At 64.9% G+C, this 15,512-nt stretch carries 14 protein-coding genes and 1 tRNA gene; 8 read left to right on the forward strand and 7 right to left on the reverse strand.

Features of this window, described 5'->3' with window-relative positions:
* Nucleotides 1–4: 4 nt before the first annotated feature.
* The 3 genes from ACNJX9_RS05015 to ACNJX9_RS05025 all read right to left on the reverse strand — a co-directional run bounded on the left by ACNJX9_RS05015 (nt 5) and on the right by ACNJX9_RS05025 (nt 3,236).
* Nucleotides 5–1,480 carry a sugar ABC transporter ATP-binding protein gene (locus ACNJX9_RS05015; RefSeq protein WP_057759557.1) on the reverse strand — a complete coding sequence of 492 codons (1,476 nt, stop codon included), beginning with the start codon at nt 1,478–1,480 and terminating at the stop codon, nt 5–7.
* A 38-nt stretch (nt 1,481–1,518) separates the two neighbouring features.
* Nucleotides 1,519–2,538: a substrate-binding domain-containing protein gene (locus ACNJX9_RS05020; protein ID WP_439408019.1), complete on the reverse strand. Its 1,020-nt coding sequence runs from the start codon at nt 2,536–2,538 to the stop codon at nt 1,519–1,521.
* A 613-nt stretch (nt 2,539–3,151) separates the two neighbouring features.
* A tRNA-Leu gene (locus tag ACNJX9_RS05025) sits at nt 3,152–3,236 on the reverse strand.
* Nucleotides 3,237–3,454: 218 nt separating this feature from the next.
* Here ACNJX9_RS05025 and ACNJX9_RS05030 point away from each other — a divergent pair.
* Complete coding sequence (locus ACNJX9_RS05030) at nt 3,455–3,997, forward strand: disulfide bond formation protein B (protein ID WP_439408020.1); 543 nt, start codon at nt 3,455–3,457, stop codon at nt 3,995–3,997.
* Here ACNJX9_RS05030 and ACNJX9_RS05035 read toward each other — a convergent pair whose 3' ends face one another.
* From ACNJX9_RS05035 to ACNJX9_RS05045, 3 genes are read right to left on the reverse strand one after another with little or no spacing between them, the layout of a single operon-like run.
* Nucleotides 3,998–4,729: an ABC transporter ATP-binding protein gene (locus tag ACNJX9_RS05035; protein ID WP_439408021.1), complete on the reverse strand. Its 732-nt coding sequence runs from the start codon at nt 4,727–4,729 to the stop codon at nt 3,998–4,000.
* The gene (locus ACNJX9_RS05040; protein ID WP_439408022.1) at nt 4,726–6,495 is read right to left on the reverse strand and encodes a branched-chain amino acid ABC transporter ATP-binding protein/permease; all 1,770 of its coding nucleotides are present in this window, start codon (nt 6,493–6,495) and stop codon (nt 4,726–4,728) included. The genes ACNJX9_RS05035 and ACNJX9_RS05040 overlap by 4 nt, the downstream gene beginning before the upstream one ends.
* Nucleotides 6,496–6,502: 7 nt before the next feature.
* On the reverse strand, nt 6,503–7,543 hold the full coding sequence (locus ACNJX9_RS05045) for a branched-chain amino acid ABC transporter permease (RefSeq protein ID WP_057759547.1): 1,041 nt from the start codon (nt 7,541–7,543) through the stop codon (nt 6,503–6,505).
* A 177-nt stretch (nt 7,544–7,720) separates the two neighbouring features.
* On the opposite strand from ACNJX9_RS05045, the gene ACNJX9_RS05050 reads away from it, so the two are divergent.
* The gene (locus tag ACNJX9_RS05050; RefSeq protein WP_057759545.1) at nt 7,721–8,254 is read left to right on the forward strand and encodes a MarR family winged helix-turn-helix transcriptional regulator; all 534 of its coding nucleotides are present in this window, start codon (nt 7,721–7,723) and stop codon (nt 8,252–8,254) included.
* A gap of 81 nt (nt 8,255–8,335) precedes the next feature.
* On the opposite strand, the gene ACNJX9_RS05055 is transcribed toward ACNJX9_RS05050, so the two are convergent.
* Nucleotides 8,336–8,572, reverse strand: coding sequence for a hypothetical protein (locus ACNJX9_RS05055; protein ID WP_439408023.1), 237 nt, complete (start codon nt 8,570–8,572; stop codon nt 8,336–8,338).
* 50 nt (nt 8,573–8,622) lie between these two features.
* Between ACNJX9_RS05055 and ACNJX9_RS05060 the strand changes: the two genes are divergently transcribed.
* From ACNJX9_RS05060 to ACNJX9_RS05085, 6 genes are read left to right on the forward strand one after another with little or no spacing between them, the layout of a single operon-like run.
* Nucleotides 8,623–8,892, forward strand: a complete 270-nt coding sequence (locus ACNJX9_RS05060; RefSeq protein ID WP_057759540.1) for a helix-turn-helix domain-containing protein — start codon at nt 8,623–8,625, stop codon at nt 8,890–8,892.
* A gap of 40 nt (nt 8,893–8,932) precedes the next feature.
* Nucleotides 8,933–10,933 carry a hydrogenase 4 subunit B gene (hyfB, locus tag ACNJX9_RS05065; protein WP_057759538.1) on the forward strand — a complete coding sequence of 667 codons (2,001 nt, stop codon included), beginning with the start codon at nt 8,933–8,935 and terminating at the stop codon, nt 10,931–10,933.
* On the forward strand, nt 10,930–11,886 hold the full coding sequence (locus tag ACNJX9_RS05070) for a respiratory chain complex I subunit 1 family protein (RefSeq protein WP_439408024.1): 957 nt from the start codon (nt 10,930–10,932) through the stop codon (nt 11,884–11,886). Before hyfB ends, ACNJX9_RS05070 begins: the two co-directional genes overlap by 4 nt.
* Nucleotides 11,887–11,889: 3 nt before the next feature.
* The gene (locus ACNJX9_RS05075) at nt 11,890–12,552 is read left to right on the forward strand and encodes a hypothetical protein (protein WP_057759534.1); all 663 of its coding nucleotides are present in this window, start codon (nt 11,890–11,892) and stop codon (nt 12,550–12,552) included.
* Nucleotides 12,549–13,988 (forward strand): hydrogenase 4 subunit F, encoded by a 1,440-nt coding sequence (locus ACNJX9_RS05080; protein ID WP_057759531.1) that lies wholly within the window; start codon nt 12,549–12,551, stop codon nt 13,986–13,988. Before ACNJX9_RS05075 ends, ACNJX9_RS05080 begins: the two co-directional genes overlap by 4 nt.
* Before the next feature lie 2 nt (nt 13,989–13,990).
* The gene (locus tag ACNJX9_RS05085; protein WP_439408025.1) at nt 13,991–15,511 is read left to right on the forward strand and encodes a hydrogenase large subunit; all 1,521 of its coding nucleotides are present in this window, start codon (nt 13,991–13,993) and stop codon (nt 15,509–15,511) included.
* The last annotated feature ends 1 nt before the right edge of the window (nt 15,512 follow it).

Consider the following 15,512-nt stretch of genomic DNA (forward strand, 5'->3'; position numbering starts at 1 on the left):
GCCGTCATCTCGGGTCGGTCCCGATGAAGGAGGACTGGATCACTTTTTCCTCGGTCAGCTCACCGCGGGCGAGGTCGGCGACGATAGCGCCGTTGCGGAACACGTAGACATGGTCGCACTTCTTCAATTCGTCGGTCTCCGTCGTGTACCAGATGAAGGTCCGCCCGCCGCGCGCCTCCTCGCGGATGAGATCATAAACTTCGAGCTTGGTGCCGACATCGACCCCGCGCATCGGGTCGTCCATCAATACAATGCGCGCCTCCGACCCAAGCGCGCGCGCAAACAGCGCCTTCTGCTGGTTGCCGCCTGACAGTGACAGAATGTTGTTGTGGATGTCGGGCGTGCGGATCTTGATCCTGTCGCGCCAGAAATTGGCCAGCGTGTCCTCCCGCCGGCGCGAAATCAAAACTCCCTGGCGCAGCTTGCGCAATGAGCATATGCCGATATTTTCCGCGATCGACCATAACGGGAAAATGCCGTCGGCTTGGCGATCGCCGGCCACCAAGGCAACCGTTGCGTTGACCGCGACGTCCGGGCGCGGGCTCGTCGCAGCCGCGAAAATTGCCAGCAGCAGATCGGTCTGGCCGTGGCCGGCAAGCCCGGCAAGGCCGATGATCTCTCCCTCGTGGGCGACCAGGTCTGTGGATCCGCCCTGCTGTCGCGGGCGCGCGCGAACATGCAGGGGCGTTTTCCCTCGCGCCAAACGGTCGCCGGCGTTCGCCTCGGTCGTCGGCGCTTCCGTGCCGCCCATGGTGGTGACCAGCCGGTTGCGGTCGAAGGCCTCGGCGCGATCGGCAGCGATGGTCCGCCCGTCACGCATCACCACGATACGGTCGCTGTTTTGCAGGACCTCGCCGAGCAGGTGCGAGATGAAAATGCAGCTGATGCCATTGGCGACGGCCCGCCGCATGAAGGCGAGCAGCTGCCCGGCCGTGTGACTATCGAGCGAGGAGGTCGGCTCGTCCAGAATGACGAGACGCACCGGCTCATCGGTCGCAGTGAAGGCCCGCGCCACCTCGACCATCTGGCGGCGCGCAATTGGAAGATCCTGAATCAGGTCGGAGGCGCCGACGCCGTGACCGGGGAAGATCTCGTCGAGCTTGCTTGTGATCAGCGCGCCGGCCTTGCGACGCCAGTTCAGGCCGGTGAGCACCGGATGAAACACCCGTGTGTTCTCGGCCACCGTCAGGTTGGGGCAGAGCGACAGCTCCTGAAAGACGCAGCGGATGCCGAGATGCTTGGCCCGCGCCGGCGAGTAGGCCTTCTGCTCGTCGCCGCCAATGACCACGCGCCCGCGATCCGCCGCGACGGTCCCTGCCAGTATATGCATCAGCGTGGATTTGCCGGCGCCGTTGTGTCCGACCAGGCTGAGGCACTCGCCCCTCTGGACTGTCAGATCGACGCTATCAAGCGCACGGACGGCGCCGAAACGCTTTTCGACGCCGTCCAGTCTGACGATATCAGATGCTCCGAGGGTCATTCACTGCCTGCGCCGAGCGGCTGTCAGCCATGGCCCCATCACTTCATGTTGGCTTTGATCGCATCGATGGCGTCCTGCTGGGTGTATTCGTGGCTCGCGACACTGCCCTTCGGGATTTTAGGCAGTTCGGCTTCGAAGTCGGCCTGCGTGAAGGCGAGATAGGGCACCAGAAGATCGTGCGGAACCTTCTTGCCATCCAGCACCTGCTGGGCGACCCAGAATGCCAATGTCGATACGCCCGGCGCGATCGAGGCGGACCATGTCGTGTAACCGTCCTTGGCCTTCTGCTCCTTCCACCATTCCAGTTCGTCCTGCCGGTTGCCCATGATGATGGTCGGCCGCGGCTTGCCAGCCGCCGCGAAAGCTTGCGCGGCTCCGTAGCCGTCGCCGCCCTGGTCGACCACGCCGACGACCTCGGGCAGTGAAGGCAGTACGGTAGCAACCGCCTTTTGCGCCGTGGTCTGGTCCCAATCGCCAGTCACCGATCCGACGATCTTGAACTCCGGATGATCCTTGACCCCCTCCAGGATGCCGTTGTGGATGGCTTCGTCAATGGAGGTGCCGGCGAGGCCACGGATTTCCAGGAGGTTTCCGCCCTTGGGCTGGAATTTGGCCATCTGCGCCACTTCCTGCTTGCCCATGTCCTTGAAATCCACCACGACACGATAGGCGCAGGGCTCGCTGACGATACCATCGAAGGACACGACGACGATGCCGGCGTCGCAGGCCTGCTTGATGGCGCCGTTGAGGGCGTCCGGCGAAGACGCGTTGATGACGATCGCGTCATAGCCCTGCAGGATCAGGTTCTGGATCTGCGCGGCCTGGGTCGGCACTTCCTTGTCGGCGGTGGTGAACACGTCCGCCGCGGCGACGACCTTGTCGGCGACTGCCTTCTTCGTGACGATGTCATAGCTCTTGAGCATCGCCTGGCGCCAGGAATTGCCGGCGTAGTTGTTGGAGAACGCGATCTTCTTGCCGCTGGTGTCGGCCAGGGCCGATCCGGCGAGCATCGCGCTGCCGATAGCTGACATGGCCACGATTAGGATAGCAGGTTTCATGGTTTCTCTCCCAAGTCATTGTTTGATATTCTCGAAGACGAGAGACTGCACACGAAAGATTGGCGGAAAAGCAAGTCCCGCCCGAGGTGGCGCTTCCCAGTTAGTCTCATTTTCGCTGATCCTCCGTCAAACGGGAAGTCTCCCCGCAGTGCGGTAACCATTTTGAGGCTGCTCTGAATCGGCGGCGACCCGGCCGCCCGATGTCCCCGCTCTCCGAAGTGCCTGGGTCCGGACGAAGCCTCCCGGCTCGACACGTGCCTTCGGAAAGGCAGAGCCAGACGCACAGACGATCTCTTCGTCACGGCATATGCACGCGAACTCCGGCGGCGAAGGGCAACGCGTTGCAAAGCCGCGAAATCAATCCGCTTCCGGCATGAGAGGCACAAGCGTCGACTATTGTGACTTTGCTTCGGGTGAATTGGCCGACATCAACTTAGGCTGATGACAGGCAACTCGGGCCTGCGCGCCTCGGCCGATTTGTTGGTATTTTTGCCGGCATCGGGCAGCAAGGTGATCGCAGCGAATTTCGCTATTCCGAACGACGGAATCGAGCGGATGGTCCGCAAGAACGATGTGCGGCCGCCAATCCAAAGCGGATCTGGTTGCGGGAAGTTGGTGCCCCTGGCCGGAATCGAACCAGCACTCCTTGCGGAACTCGATTTTGAGTCGAGCGCGTCTACCAGTTCCGCCACAGGGGCCCTCGGTCGGCCCCTCCGAAAGGAGAGCGTCGCGAAGCCGGCGGACTATAGCCATGGGAAAGGCGGGGTCAACCCGCGCCAAAGTGATCCCCATCGTTCTCGACAGGGGCTTGGGCCGGGGTTAGAGGCTATCTGCGTTTTCGAGCGAAGTGGATGCCGGTTCGCGTCAAGAAAACGCGTCAAGATCTATAGCCAAGCCCCTAGCCGGAGAGGCCGCCGTGACGACCCAGAGTGCCGCAATATCAGCGTCTCGCCCCGCAGTCGGCGGCCCCGCGCTGACCGCCTCGCTGGCCGTCACCCTGATCGCGGCGGCGACAATCGCGGGAGCCTGGTTCTTCCAGCTGGTTCTGGAAATCCTGCCCTGTCCGCTCTGCCTCGAGCAGCGCTATGCCTATTATCTCGCGATCCCGCTCGCGGCGCTCACGGCGCTTGCGGCACGGAGCGGGTCGCCGCGGCCGCTGCTGCTGGCGGGACTCGCGATTCTCGTGCTGGCAACGCTCGCCAATGCCGGCCTCGGCACCTACCATTCCGGCGTCGAATGGGGGTTCTGGAAGGGCCCGACCGATTGCTCCGGCCCGGTCGTCAATCTCGGCAGTGCCGGCGACCTGTTGTCTCGGCTCGACACCGTCAAGGTGGTGCGCTGCGACGAGGTGCAGTGGCGCTTCCTCGGCCTCTCGCTCGCCGGCTACAACGTGCTGATCTCGCTGCTGATGGCCGCGATCGCGGCCTGGGGATTCGTACGGACGGCATCGCGCGCGTAACTACAGCACGCTCGCGCCTTCGTGCTGGAAGCCGAGATAGCTCGCCGCCACCCGCTCGTTCGCCGCAATGTCGCTGGCTTTGCCGCTCAGCACGAACTCGCCGAGCTCCATCACATAGGCATGGTCGGCGATCTTGAGCGCGGCCTGCGCGTTCTGCTCGACCAGCAGCACGGAGACGCCGCTGGCCTTGAGCTCGGTGACGATGCGGAAAATGTCGGCGACGATGATCGGCGCAAGGCCAAGGCTCGGCTCGTCCAGCATCAGCAGTTTCGGCTCGCCCATCAGCGCGCGCCCCATCGCCAGCATCTGCTGCTCGCCGCCGGACAAGGTGCCGGCGAGTTGCTTGCGGCGCTCCTTGAGGCGTGGAAACAGCGTGTAGATCCGCTCGATCGAGGCCTTGGCCCGGCTCTTCTCGATGCGGAAGGCGCCAAGCTCGAGATTGTCCTCGACATTCATGGTGACGAACAATTCGCGATGTTCAGGCACGAGGCCGAGGCCCATCGCGACGCGATCCTCGATGTCGAGCCGGGCGAGGTCCTGCCCTGCAAAGGCGACGCGGCCCTTCAGCGGCAGGATGCCCATGATCGCCGACAGCAGCGTGGTCTTGCCGGCGCCGTTGGCGCCGACGATGGTGACGATCTCGTTCGTGCCGACCTCAAGCGAGACCGAGCGCACGGCTTCGACCTTGCCGTAGGCGACATGCGCGTCGGTGACTGACAACAGCGCGCTCATGCCGCCACTCCGAGATAGGCCTTGATCACTTCGGGATTGGTCTTGATCGTGGCGGGCGTGCCTTCGGCGATCTTGGTGCCGAAGTCGAGCACCACGATACGGTCGGCCAGGTTCATCACAAAGCCCATGTCATGCTCGACCAAAAGGACGGACATGCCGCCGTCGCGCAACTCGCGCAGCAGCTTGGCGAGCTGCTGCTTCTCCATGTGGCGAAGGCCCGCGGCCGGCTCGTCGAGCAGCAGCAGCATCGGGTCGACGCACAGCGCACGCGCGATCTCGACGATACGCTGCTGTCCCAGCGACAGCGAGCCTGCGAGCTGGTGCATCTGCTCGGCAAGCCCAACACGCTCGATCTGGCGGGCGGCTTCCGCCAGCAGCTTTGCTTCATCGGCGCGGTCGAGGCGGAGCATCGAAGCGAGCGGTCCCGAATGGCCGCGCAGATGCGCGCCAATGGCAACGTTCTCCAGCACGGTCATGTCGGGCACCAGCTTGACGTGCTGAAACGTCCTGCTGATGCCGAGCTTGACGATCTCCTGCGGCGGCGCGCGATCGACCTTCCTGCCGAGCACCGAGATCGAGCCCGATGTCGCCGACAGCACGCCGGTGATCAGGTTGAAGGTGGTGCTCTTGCCGGCGCCGTTGGGTCCGATCAGCGCGACGATCTCGCGGGCCTGGACGTCGAAGGACACGTTGTTGACCGCGACCACGCCGCCGAACTGTTTTCGCGCTTTTTCGACCTGGAGCAGGACGCCCGCTTCGGCTGACGCGCGGCTGCGCTGCTCCAGCTTCAGCGAGGTATCGGGCTTCTTGCCGCCGGCGCGTTCAGGCAGGAACGACACCAGCCAGGGCCAGACGCCGCCGGGGGCAAGCTGGAGCAGCGCCACCAGCATGATGCCGAACACGATGGTCTCGACCTGGCCGGAGCCGGGCAGGATCAGCGGCAGATAGCTCTGCAGCACCTCTTTCAGGATCACGACGATCGCCGCGCCCAGCACGCCGCCCCAGACATAGCCGGCGCCGCCGACCACCGCGATGAAGAGATATTCGATGCCGGCCTGCGCCCCGAACGGCGTCGGGTTCACCGCGCGCTGCAGATGCGCGTAGAGCCAGCCGGACAGGCCCGCGAGCACGGCGGCGTGGATGAAGACCAACAGCTTGGCCCGCGGCGTGTGCACGCCAAAAGCTTCGGCTGCGACATGGCCGCGGCGGAGCGCGCGGATGGCGCGGCCGGTGCGCGAGTCCAGGAGGTTCATCGTCAGCAGCGCCGAGAGGATCACCGCGACCCAGATCGCAAAATAGATCGAGCCCGGTGAGAGCATCTTGAATGAGCCGATCGACAGCGGCGGGATCGCCGAGATGCCGTCGTTGCGCCCGAGGAATTCCAGCTTGCTGAACAGGTAGAACAGGCCGAGGCCCCAGGCCAGCGTGCCGAGCGGCAGATAATGGCCGGAGAGGCGGACCGTGACGAGGCCGAGCAGCACCGCCAGCAGGCCGCTGACCAGCAGCGACAGCGGCAAGGTCAGCCAGGGTGAGAGGCCGTAGGCCGTCGTCAGCAGCGCCGTGGTGTAGGCGCCGAAGCCGACAAAGGCGGCCTGGCCGAACGAGGTGAGGCCGCCGACGCCGGTGAGCAGCACGAGGCCCATCGCGACCAGCGCGGCAAGGCCGATATTGTCGAGCAGCACGATCCAGAACGGTGGCATGCCCGGGATGAACGGGATCGCCGCCATGACACCTGCGAAGACGAGAATGGGGAGCCGGCTCTGCATCTTGGCCTCAGTCCTTCTCTTCCTCGACCGCGGGCGCGGCGAGCGAGCGCAGCAGCAGCACCGGGATCAGGAGCATGAACACGATCACCTCCTTGTAGTTGGAGGCATAGAAGGACGAGAACGCCTCGACGATGCCGACGAACAGGGCCGCGACCGCCGTCAGCGGATAGCTGACGAGGCCGCCGATGATCGCGGCGACAAAGCCCTTCAGGCCGATCAGGAAGCCGCTGTCATAATAGAGCGTCGTGATCGGCACGATCATGATGCCCGACAACGCGCCGATGATGGAGGCCAGCAGGAAGGCGATCTGCCCCGAGAGCGTGGTGCGGATGCCGGCTAGCCGCGCCCCCAGGCGGTTGACGGCGGTGGCGCGCAGCGCCTTGCCGTACAGCGTGAGCCCAAAGAACAGCCAGAGACCGACGATGAAGGCGATGGTGATGCCGTAGACCGTGAGGCTCTGGCCGGTGAAGCGCAGCGCGCCCGCGGTGAAGGCGCCTGACAGCACCGCCGGTCCGCGCTGGCCCTCGGCGCCGAAGAACAGCAGGCCCAATCCCTGGAGCGCGAGGTGGACGCCCACGGATGCGATCAGCAGCACCAGCACCGAGGTGTGTGCCAGCGGCTGGAAGGCGATGCGGTAGAGATAGAGGCCGATCATCGCGACGATCACCAGCGACAGCGCGATGCAGACCGCGACCGGCGGCTTCTGCGCCGCCAGGCTGATCGTCAGTGCCAGCACGATGGCCGGCAGCACCACATTGGCGAGGACGCTGCGCAGGATCAGCCGGCCATGCAGCGTCTTGCGGGCCACGAACAGGTCGAAGGCGCAGGCGGTGATGCCCATCGCCAGCGCCAGCTTGGCAGTGCCCGGCATCTGGCCCGAGGCCAGCGAGGCATAGGTCAGCGCGCCATAGGTGACGAACTCGCCCTGGGGAATGAGAATGACGCGGGTGACGGCGAACACCAGCACCAGCGCCAGGCCGAGCAGCGCATAGATCGCGCCATTGGTGATGCCGTCCTGCAGCAGGAACAGCATGATAGTGGTGTTCAAGACCGGACGCTCCCCCTCAAGATCGAGGACCGATCTCCGCAATTGCGGTGGATGGTCCTCACACAGCCATTGAAATACGCTGACGATATTTGATATGATCCATAACAATTATCGAATATAACTTCAAGGGTGGGGGACGACCCGTCCCGAATTTAACGGGATTACGAGCACGAGGCGATGACCGTTTCCAAACCCGCTGAAAAGTCCGCCGAAAAGGCGTCGGAGGCGACCAAGGGCCGCAAGGAGGCGCCGGAAGGGCAAAGCCAAGGTCTTGCCGAAGCCCTCCAGCTCGGCGAGCTCTCCGAGCAGCTCGGCTACGTGCTGAAGCGGGCGCAGCTCAAGGTATTCGAGAACTTCCTGCGCTGCATGGCCTCGCTCCAGCTGACGCCGGCGCAGTTCTCGGTGCTGCTGCTGGTCGAGAAGAATCCGGGCCGTAACCAGACCGAGATTGCCTCCACCCTCGGCATCCTCCGTCCCAACTTCGTCGCGCTGCTCGACAATCTCGAGAGCCGCGACCTCTGCGCCCGGATCCGCTCCACCAACGACCGCCGCTCGCACATCCTGGTCTTGACCGACAAGGGCAAGGCCGTGCTGACCCGCGCCAAGAAGCTCGTCGCCACCAAGCACGAGTCGCGGCTGAACGAGCTGCTCGGGCAAGCCAACCGCGAAGCCCTGCTCGGGATGCTCTCGAAGATCGCGAACGAGTTTTGAGCGATTTCGTCATTCCGGGGCGATGCGAAGCATCGAACTATGGTGCGCACTTGCGCACCGGAGAATCTCGAGATTCCGGGTTCACGCTTGCGCGTGCCCCGGAATGACGGGAGAGGTGCGACCCCAATCCACCAAAATTACCCTGATATCATCCACGCTTGTCAGCGTCGGGTCGGGCTGCAGCAGATCGCCTTCATAGTCGCGAAGGTCGCAGCATCGATCAGTGCGCAACAGGCGCCCGCAGGGCGTGAGCTCCGAGGAAGTCGTCGGATTGATGCGCTGCAAATACAAAATGATGCTTGAAACATCATTTTGCATACCTTAAGCTTGGGAAATCAATCACCCTCATTGCCACGGAGATCCCGCCCGTGATCACCGCCGCGCAGCTTCGAGCCGCCCGAGCCTTGCTCGGGATCGACCAGCGCGAACTTGCGCAGCGCAGCTCGCTATCGCTGCCGACGATCCAGCGCATGGAGGCCTCCGAAGGGGTGATCCGCGGCAATGTCGATTCCCTGATGAAGCTGGTCGAGGCCCTGTCGGTGGCGGGCATCGAGCTGATCGCCGAGGGTGCGGCGTCGAGCGCGGGAGGGCGCGGCGTGCGGCTGAAGTCCCCACCTCCGAGCGCGGGCAGCCAATAGCGATGATGACGCGCGCGCAGATCATGATCCGGGAGCGGCCATGATCGCGGTGGCGCTATGGTCAGTGGCGGTTCTGCTGGCGCTGACGCCGGCTGCAATCGCGCTGTCGATGCGTCCGCGCGGCTCGGTCGTGCTCTATGGCGCCTGCCTCGTCATCACGGCGACGCTCTGCGCCACCGCGCTCCTCCATTTGCTCGATCCCGCGCATCCGGTGTTGAGCGCGACGCTGCCGATCGGACTGCCCTGGCTCGGTGCCCATGTCCGGCTCGACGCGTTGTCTGCCTTTTTCCTCGTCGTCGTCAATCTGGGCGGCGCCGCCGCGAGCCTGTTCGCACTCGGTTACTCCAAGCACGAGGATTCCCCCGGCCGCGTGCTGCCGTTCTATCCTGCCTATCTCGCAGCGATGAACGTCGTCGTGCTGGCGAACGATGCCTTCAGCTTCCTGGTCGCCTGGGAATTCATGTCGCTGACCTCCTGGGCGCTGGTGGTGTCGCATCATCGGGAAGCCGAGAATGTCCGCGCCGGCTACGTCTATCTTCTGATGGCGAGTTTCGGCACGCTGGCGCTGCTGCTCGCCTTCGGCCTGCTCGCGAGCGGCGCCGGCTACGATTTCGATGCGATCCGGGCTTCGCATCCTTCCGCTGCGTTGACCGGCATGGTGGTGATCCTCGTGCTGCTTGGCGCCGGCTCCAAGGCCGGCCTGGTGCCGCTGCACGCCTGGCTCCCGCTCGCCCATCCCGCTGCACCCAGCCATGTCTCCGGCCTCATGAGCGGCGTCATGACCAAGGTCGCCGTCTACGGCTTCGTGCGCATCGTGTTCGACCTTCTGCCCGAACCGGTGTGGTGGTGGAGCATGGTGGTGTTGCTGGTCGGCGGTCCGACGGCGACGCTGGGCGTGCTCTATGCGCTGATGCAGCGCGATATCAAGCGCGTGCTCGCCTATTCGACGATCGAGAATATCGGCATCATCTTCACCGGGCTCGGGCTGGCGCTGGCTTTCAAGGCGCAAGGGCTCGACTGGGTGGCGGCACTCGCCTTCACCGCGGCGATGCTGCACGTCTTCAACCACGCGCTGTTCAAGAGTCTGTTGTTCTTTGGCGCCGGCGCGGTGCTGGGAGCAACCGGCGAGCGCGACATGGAGAAGCTCGGCGGGCTGATCCATCGCATGCCGAAGACCGCGTTCGCGGTGCTGATCGGCTGCGTCGCAATCTCGGCGCTGCCGCCGTTCAACGGCTTCGTTTCGGAATGGCTGACCTTCCAGGCGATTTTGCTCTCGCCGCAACTGCCCTCCTGGGGCCTCAAGCTGGCGATTCCGGCGGTCGGCGGTCTGCTGGCGCTCGCGGCCGCCTTTGCCGCGGCCTGCTTCGTCAAGCTTTATGGCATCAGCTTTCTCGGCCGGCCGCGTTCGGATGTCGCGGCGTCAGCGCATGAGACCGACCGCTTCTCGCTGACCGCGATGCTGCTGCTCGCGGCCCTCTGCCTCATTGCCGGCATCCTGCCCGGGCTGCTCATCGATGCGCTGGCGCCGGTGAGCAAGGCCATGGTCGGCAACGTCATGCCGCATCAGGTCGGATTGCAGTGGCTCACCATCGTGCCGATCGCGGAAAGCCGCAGCTCCTATAACGGCCTTCTGGTGTTCGTGTTCGCAGCCCTCTGCGGCACGGCGGCGGCGTCGGCCATTCACCGTCTGGCCTCCGACCGCCTGCGCCGCGCACCGGCCTGGGATTGCGGCTATCCCGATCCGAACCCGGCGATCCAGTACTCGGCTTCCAGCTTCTCGCAGCCGATCCGCCGCGTGTTCGGCAGCGTCATCTTTGCCGCGCGCGAGATCGGCGAGATGCCGCCGCCGTCCTCGCCGCGCCCTGCGCGACTTCGGGTCGAGCTGCGCGATTTGATCTGGGATGCGCTGTACGCGCCGATCGCGAAGGCCGTCTCTTTTGCGACGGACCGCATCAATATCCTGCAGTTTCTCACCATCCGCCGCTACCTGACCCTGGTCTTCGTGGCGCTGATCGTGCTGCTGTTGGTGGTGGCGCTATGAATGCGCTGCGCGACATCCTCTCCCAGGGCGCCCAGATGTTGCTGGTGCTGGGGCTGGCGCCGCTGCTGACCGGGTTCGTGCGCAAGGTCAAGGCGCGGCTGCTGCGCCGGCGCGGGCCGCCGCTGCTGCAGCCCTATCGCGACCTCATTCGCCTGATGCGCAAGGACGTCGTGCTCGCGGACAATGCATCCTGGCTGTTCCGCGTCATTCCCTATCTGATGTTCGCGGGAACCTGGGTCGCGGCCTCGCTGGTGCCGACTTTCGGCAACGGGCTGCTGTTCTCCTGGACCGCCGACCTCATCGCCATCATCGCGCTGCTCGGCAGCGCCCGCTTCTTCCAGGCGCTCGCCGGCATGGATGTCGGCACCGCCTTCGGCGGCATCGGCTCCAGCCGCGAGGTCATGATCGCCACCCTCGCCGAGCCCGCGATGCTGATCACGGTGTTTTCGGTTGCGATGATCGCCGGCTCGACACAGCTCGCCAACGTTGCCGAGTTCATGGGCTCGGACGCCGTCGGCCTGCGCGTGTCGCTGGGCATGGCATTCGTGGCATTGACCATCGTGGCGCTGGCGGAAAATGCCCGGATCCCCGTCGACAACCCCGCCACTCATCTCGAGCTCACCATGGTGCACGAGGCCATGGTTCTGGAATATTCCGCGCGACATCTCGCGCTGGTCGATCTGTCCTCGCAGCTCAAGCTCCTTCTCTACGTATCGCTGATCGCCTGCGTGTTCCTGCCATGGGGGATGGCGACTGCGGACGCGAGCGTTGGCAGGTTCGTCTTCGGCGCGCTGCTCTATCTCGGCAAGCTGACGGTCCTTGGCTTCCTGCTCGCATTGTTCGAAACCGCAATCGCCAAGATGCGCGTGTTCCGGATTCCCGAGTTTCTGGGCGCGGCGCTGATGCTGGCATTGCTCGCCACCCTGTTGCGTTTCGTGTCAGGGAGCCTCTGACAGATGAGCAGCCTGCAATTCGACATCGCCCACCTGCTCGCCGGCTCCCTCGTGCTGGCGAGCTTCATGATGCTCTACCAGGACCGGCTCTATGCGTTGCTCAACGTCTACGCGCTGCATGCCGGCGTGCTGGCGCTGTCGGTGGCGTGGCAGGCCTATGTGCAGCAAGCCCCGCATCTTTATCTCACGGCGCTGATCGCGCTGGTGTTCAAGGCCATCATCATTCCGGTGGCGCTGCACCGGATCATCAAGCGGCTCGGCATCCACCGCGAGATCGAGAACGTGATCGGGATCGGGCTGACCATGATGGCCGGCATCGGCCTCGTCGCCCTGTCGATGGTGGTGATGCTGCGGGTGACGCCGGGCGCCGACGCGCTCGCGCGCGAGGACCTTGCCTTCGCGCTGTCGGTGGTGCTGCTGGGGCTCCTGGTCATGGTGACGCGGCGCAACGCCGTCAGCCAGGTCGTCGGCTTCATGTCGCTGGAGAACGGGCTGGTGCTGGCGGCGACCGGCGCAAAGGGCATGCCGCTGGTGGTCGAGATCAGCGTCGCCTTCTCGGTGCTGATCGCCTTCATCGTGATCGGTATCTTCCTGTTCCGCATCCGCGAGCGCTTTGACAGCGTGGACGTGCAGGCCCTCGATCGATTTCGCGGGGAGCGGCGATGAGCATTGACGTCCTCAGCGCCATCCTCGTGATCCCGGCCGTCTCGGCGGCGCTGCTGGCGATCTTGCCGGGCTATCGGCAAACGGCGAAGCTGAACGTGGTGGCGGCGCTCGCGACCTTCCTGACTTCGCTTTCGCTGTTCGTGGTCGAGCCGGTGTCGGGGCAGTATCTGCTGGTGGACGATCTCAACAAGGTCTTCATCGTGTTGACCACCTTCGTCAGCTTCACCACGTCGGTATTCAGCGCGAGCTATATCCAGCACGAGATCGAGACCGGGCGCCTGACGCCGGCGTTCCTGCGCTTCTATCACGCAATGTATCAGACGCTGATGTTCGCGATGAACCTCGCGCTCATCGCCAACAATATCGGCCTGATGTGGGTCGCGGTTGAAGTGGCGACGCTGACGACCGTGCTGATGGTGGGCATCTACCGCACCCACGAGGCGCTGGAAGCGGCCTGGAAATATTTCATCCTCGGCAGCGTCGGCATCGCGCTGGCGCTGTTCGGGACCATCCTGGTCTATATGGCGGCGCGCCCGGTGGTCGGCGAGGGGCTCGACGGCATGGTGTGGTCGGTGCTGGTGAAGCACGCCGCACAGTTCGACCCGGCGCTGCTCAACGTCGCCTTCGTCTTCCTGCTGCTCGGCTACGGCACCAAGGTCGGCCTCGCGCCGCTGCACGCCTGGCTGCCCGACGCCCATGCGGAAGGCCCGACGCCGATCTCGGCGGTGCTCTCCGGCCTCCTGCTCAACGTCGCGCTCTACGCCCTGCTGCGCTTCAAGATGATGCTCGCGGTCAATCTCGCCGCCATCGCGCCGGGGCCGCTGATGGTGACGATGGGCCTGATCTCGGTGATCTTCGCGTCGCTGATGCTCTACCGCCGCCGCGACATCAAGCGCATGTTCGCCTACTCCTCGATCGAGCATATGGGCATCATCGTCTTCGCCTTCGGCATGGGCGGGCCGCTGGCGAATTTTGCCGGCCTGCTCCACATGACCATGCATTCGCTGACCAAGTCGGCGATCTTCTTCGCCGTCGGCCATATCGCGCAGGTCAAGGGCACGCAGAAGATCGCCGACATCGGCGGATTGACGGTGACCAATCCCGTGCTCGGCTGGGGCTTGATGCTCGGCGTCGTCGCCATCGTCGGGTTGCCGCCGCTCGGCATCTTCATGAGCGAGTTCCTGGTGGTGAGCTCGGCCTTCTCGCACGCGCCCTGGCTGACGGTCATCCTGGTGCTCGGCATCATCATCGCGCTCGGCGGCCTGTTGCTGCGCATCGGCGCCGTGATGTTCGGCGAACCCAAGGGACCTACCGCGCCGGCGGAGGCGTCCTATGTACCAATGTTCACGCATCTTGCGCTGGTGCTGATGGCCGGCATCTATCTGCCGCCGGGGCTGGTCGCCGGCTTCCAGAACGTCGCAAAGCTCCTGGGGTAGCGATGGGCATCCTCGACAGCATCCCCCATGTTCATGCGGTGCCGTCGCATCGGCCCTGGCCACGTGCGGTGGTGACGGAGGCGGGCTGGCAGGCGGCGATCGATCGGCTGGTCGAGGGAGGCCTCACGCTGCTCGGCTTCTGGGGCGAGCCGACCGCTGTGCATATGGCAATGCTCGATGGCAGCTCGGCCGAGATCGCGGTCGTCACCTACGCGTGTCCGGCCGGCACGTTTCCAAGCGTCGCCAGCCGTCATCCGCCTGCGCTTCGGCTGGAACGGACCATCCATGATCTGTTCGGGCTTGTTCCAGACGCCGCTGACGATCTGCGACCAGATTTGCGGCCATGGCTCGATCACGATGCCTGGGGCCGGTCTTATCCGCTCTCCGGCCGCAACGCATCGCGCGACGCGCAGCCATACCGGTTCCTTCCGGCCGAGGGCGAGGCGTTGCACCAGGTCGCGGTCGGCCCCGTCCATGCCGGGATCATCGAGCCCGGCCATTTCCGCTTCACCGCCAATGGCGAGCACGTGGTGCGGCTGGAGCAGTGGCTCGGCTACACCCACAAGGGCATCGAGTCCTTGATGCAGGGCGCTGACCTCGAGGCCGCGGCAAAGCTCGCCAACCGTACCTCCGGCGACAGCGCGGTAGCCTACGCCTTCGCTTTTGCACGCGCAGCGGAAGCGGCGCTCGATATCCAGGTGCCGCGGCGGGCGAATTATTTGCGGGCGCTGATGGCGGAACTGGAGCGTCTCGCCAATCATTTCGGCGACATTGGCGCGATCTGCAACGATGCGTCGTTCGCGCTGATGCATGCGCAGACCGGTATCCTGCGGGAGCGGACCCTGCGCGCTGCGGACATTGCGTTCGGCCATCGCCTGATGATGGACGTCGTCGTGCCCGGTGGCGTGGCGCGCGATATCGCGCCGGACGGTCTCCCGGCGCTGCGAATGCTGCTTGCGGAAATCAACAAGGTCTTCCCGCGCCTGATCGAGCTTTACGACAACACCGCATCCTTGCAGGATCGCACCGTCACCACGGGCGTCGTGAAGGCGGACTATGTGCGGCAGTTCGGCGCCGGCGGCTATGTCGGCCGCGCCTCGGGCCGCGATTTCGATGCACGCCGCACACTTGCCTACGCGCCCTACGATCATCTGTCGTTCGAGGTGCCGGTGCTGGATATGGGCGACGTCAACGCGCGGGTCTGGATCCGTATCCGCGAGGTCGAGCAGAGCGTCGAATTGATCGCGCAGATCCTGGGCTTGATGGAGCCGGGGGAGATCAGGACCGCACCGCCGGCGGGGCGCGGCGGATGCGAAGGTCTGGCGCTGACGGAGGCATTCCGCGGCGACGTCCTGGCGTGGCTGCGGCTCGATGGCGAGTTACGCGTCGAACGCTGCCATCTGCGCGATGCGTCGTGGTTCCAGTGGCCGCTGCTGGAAACCGCGATCGAGGGCAACATCATCGCCGACTTCCCGCTCTGCAACAAGTCGTTCAACTGTTCCTATTCGGGCGCGGACCTCTAAG

Source organism: Bradyrhizobium sp. BLXBL-03 (genome assembly GCF_051853015.1).
In the GTDB taxonomy this organism is placed as follows: domain Bacteria; phylum Pseudomonadota; class Alphaproteobacteria; order Rhizobiales; family Xanthobacteraceae; genus Bradyrhizobium; species Bradyrhizobium manausense.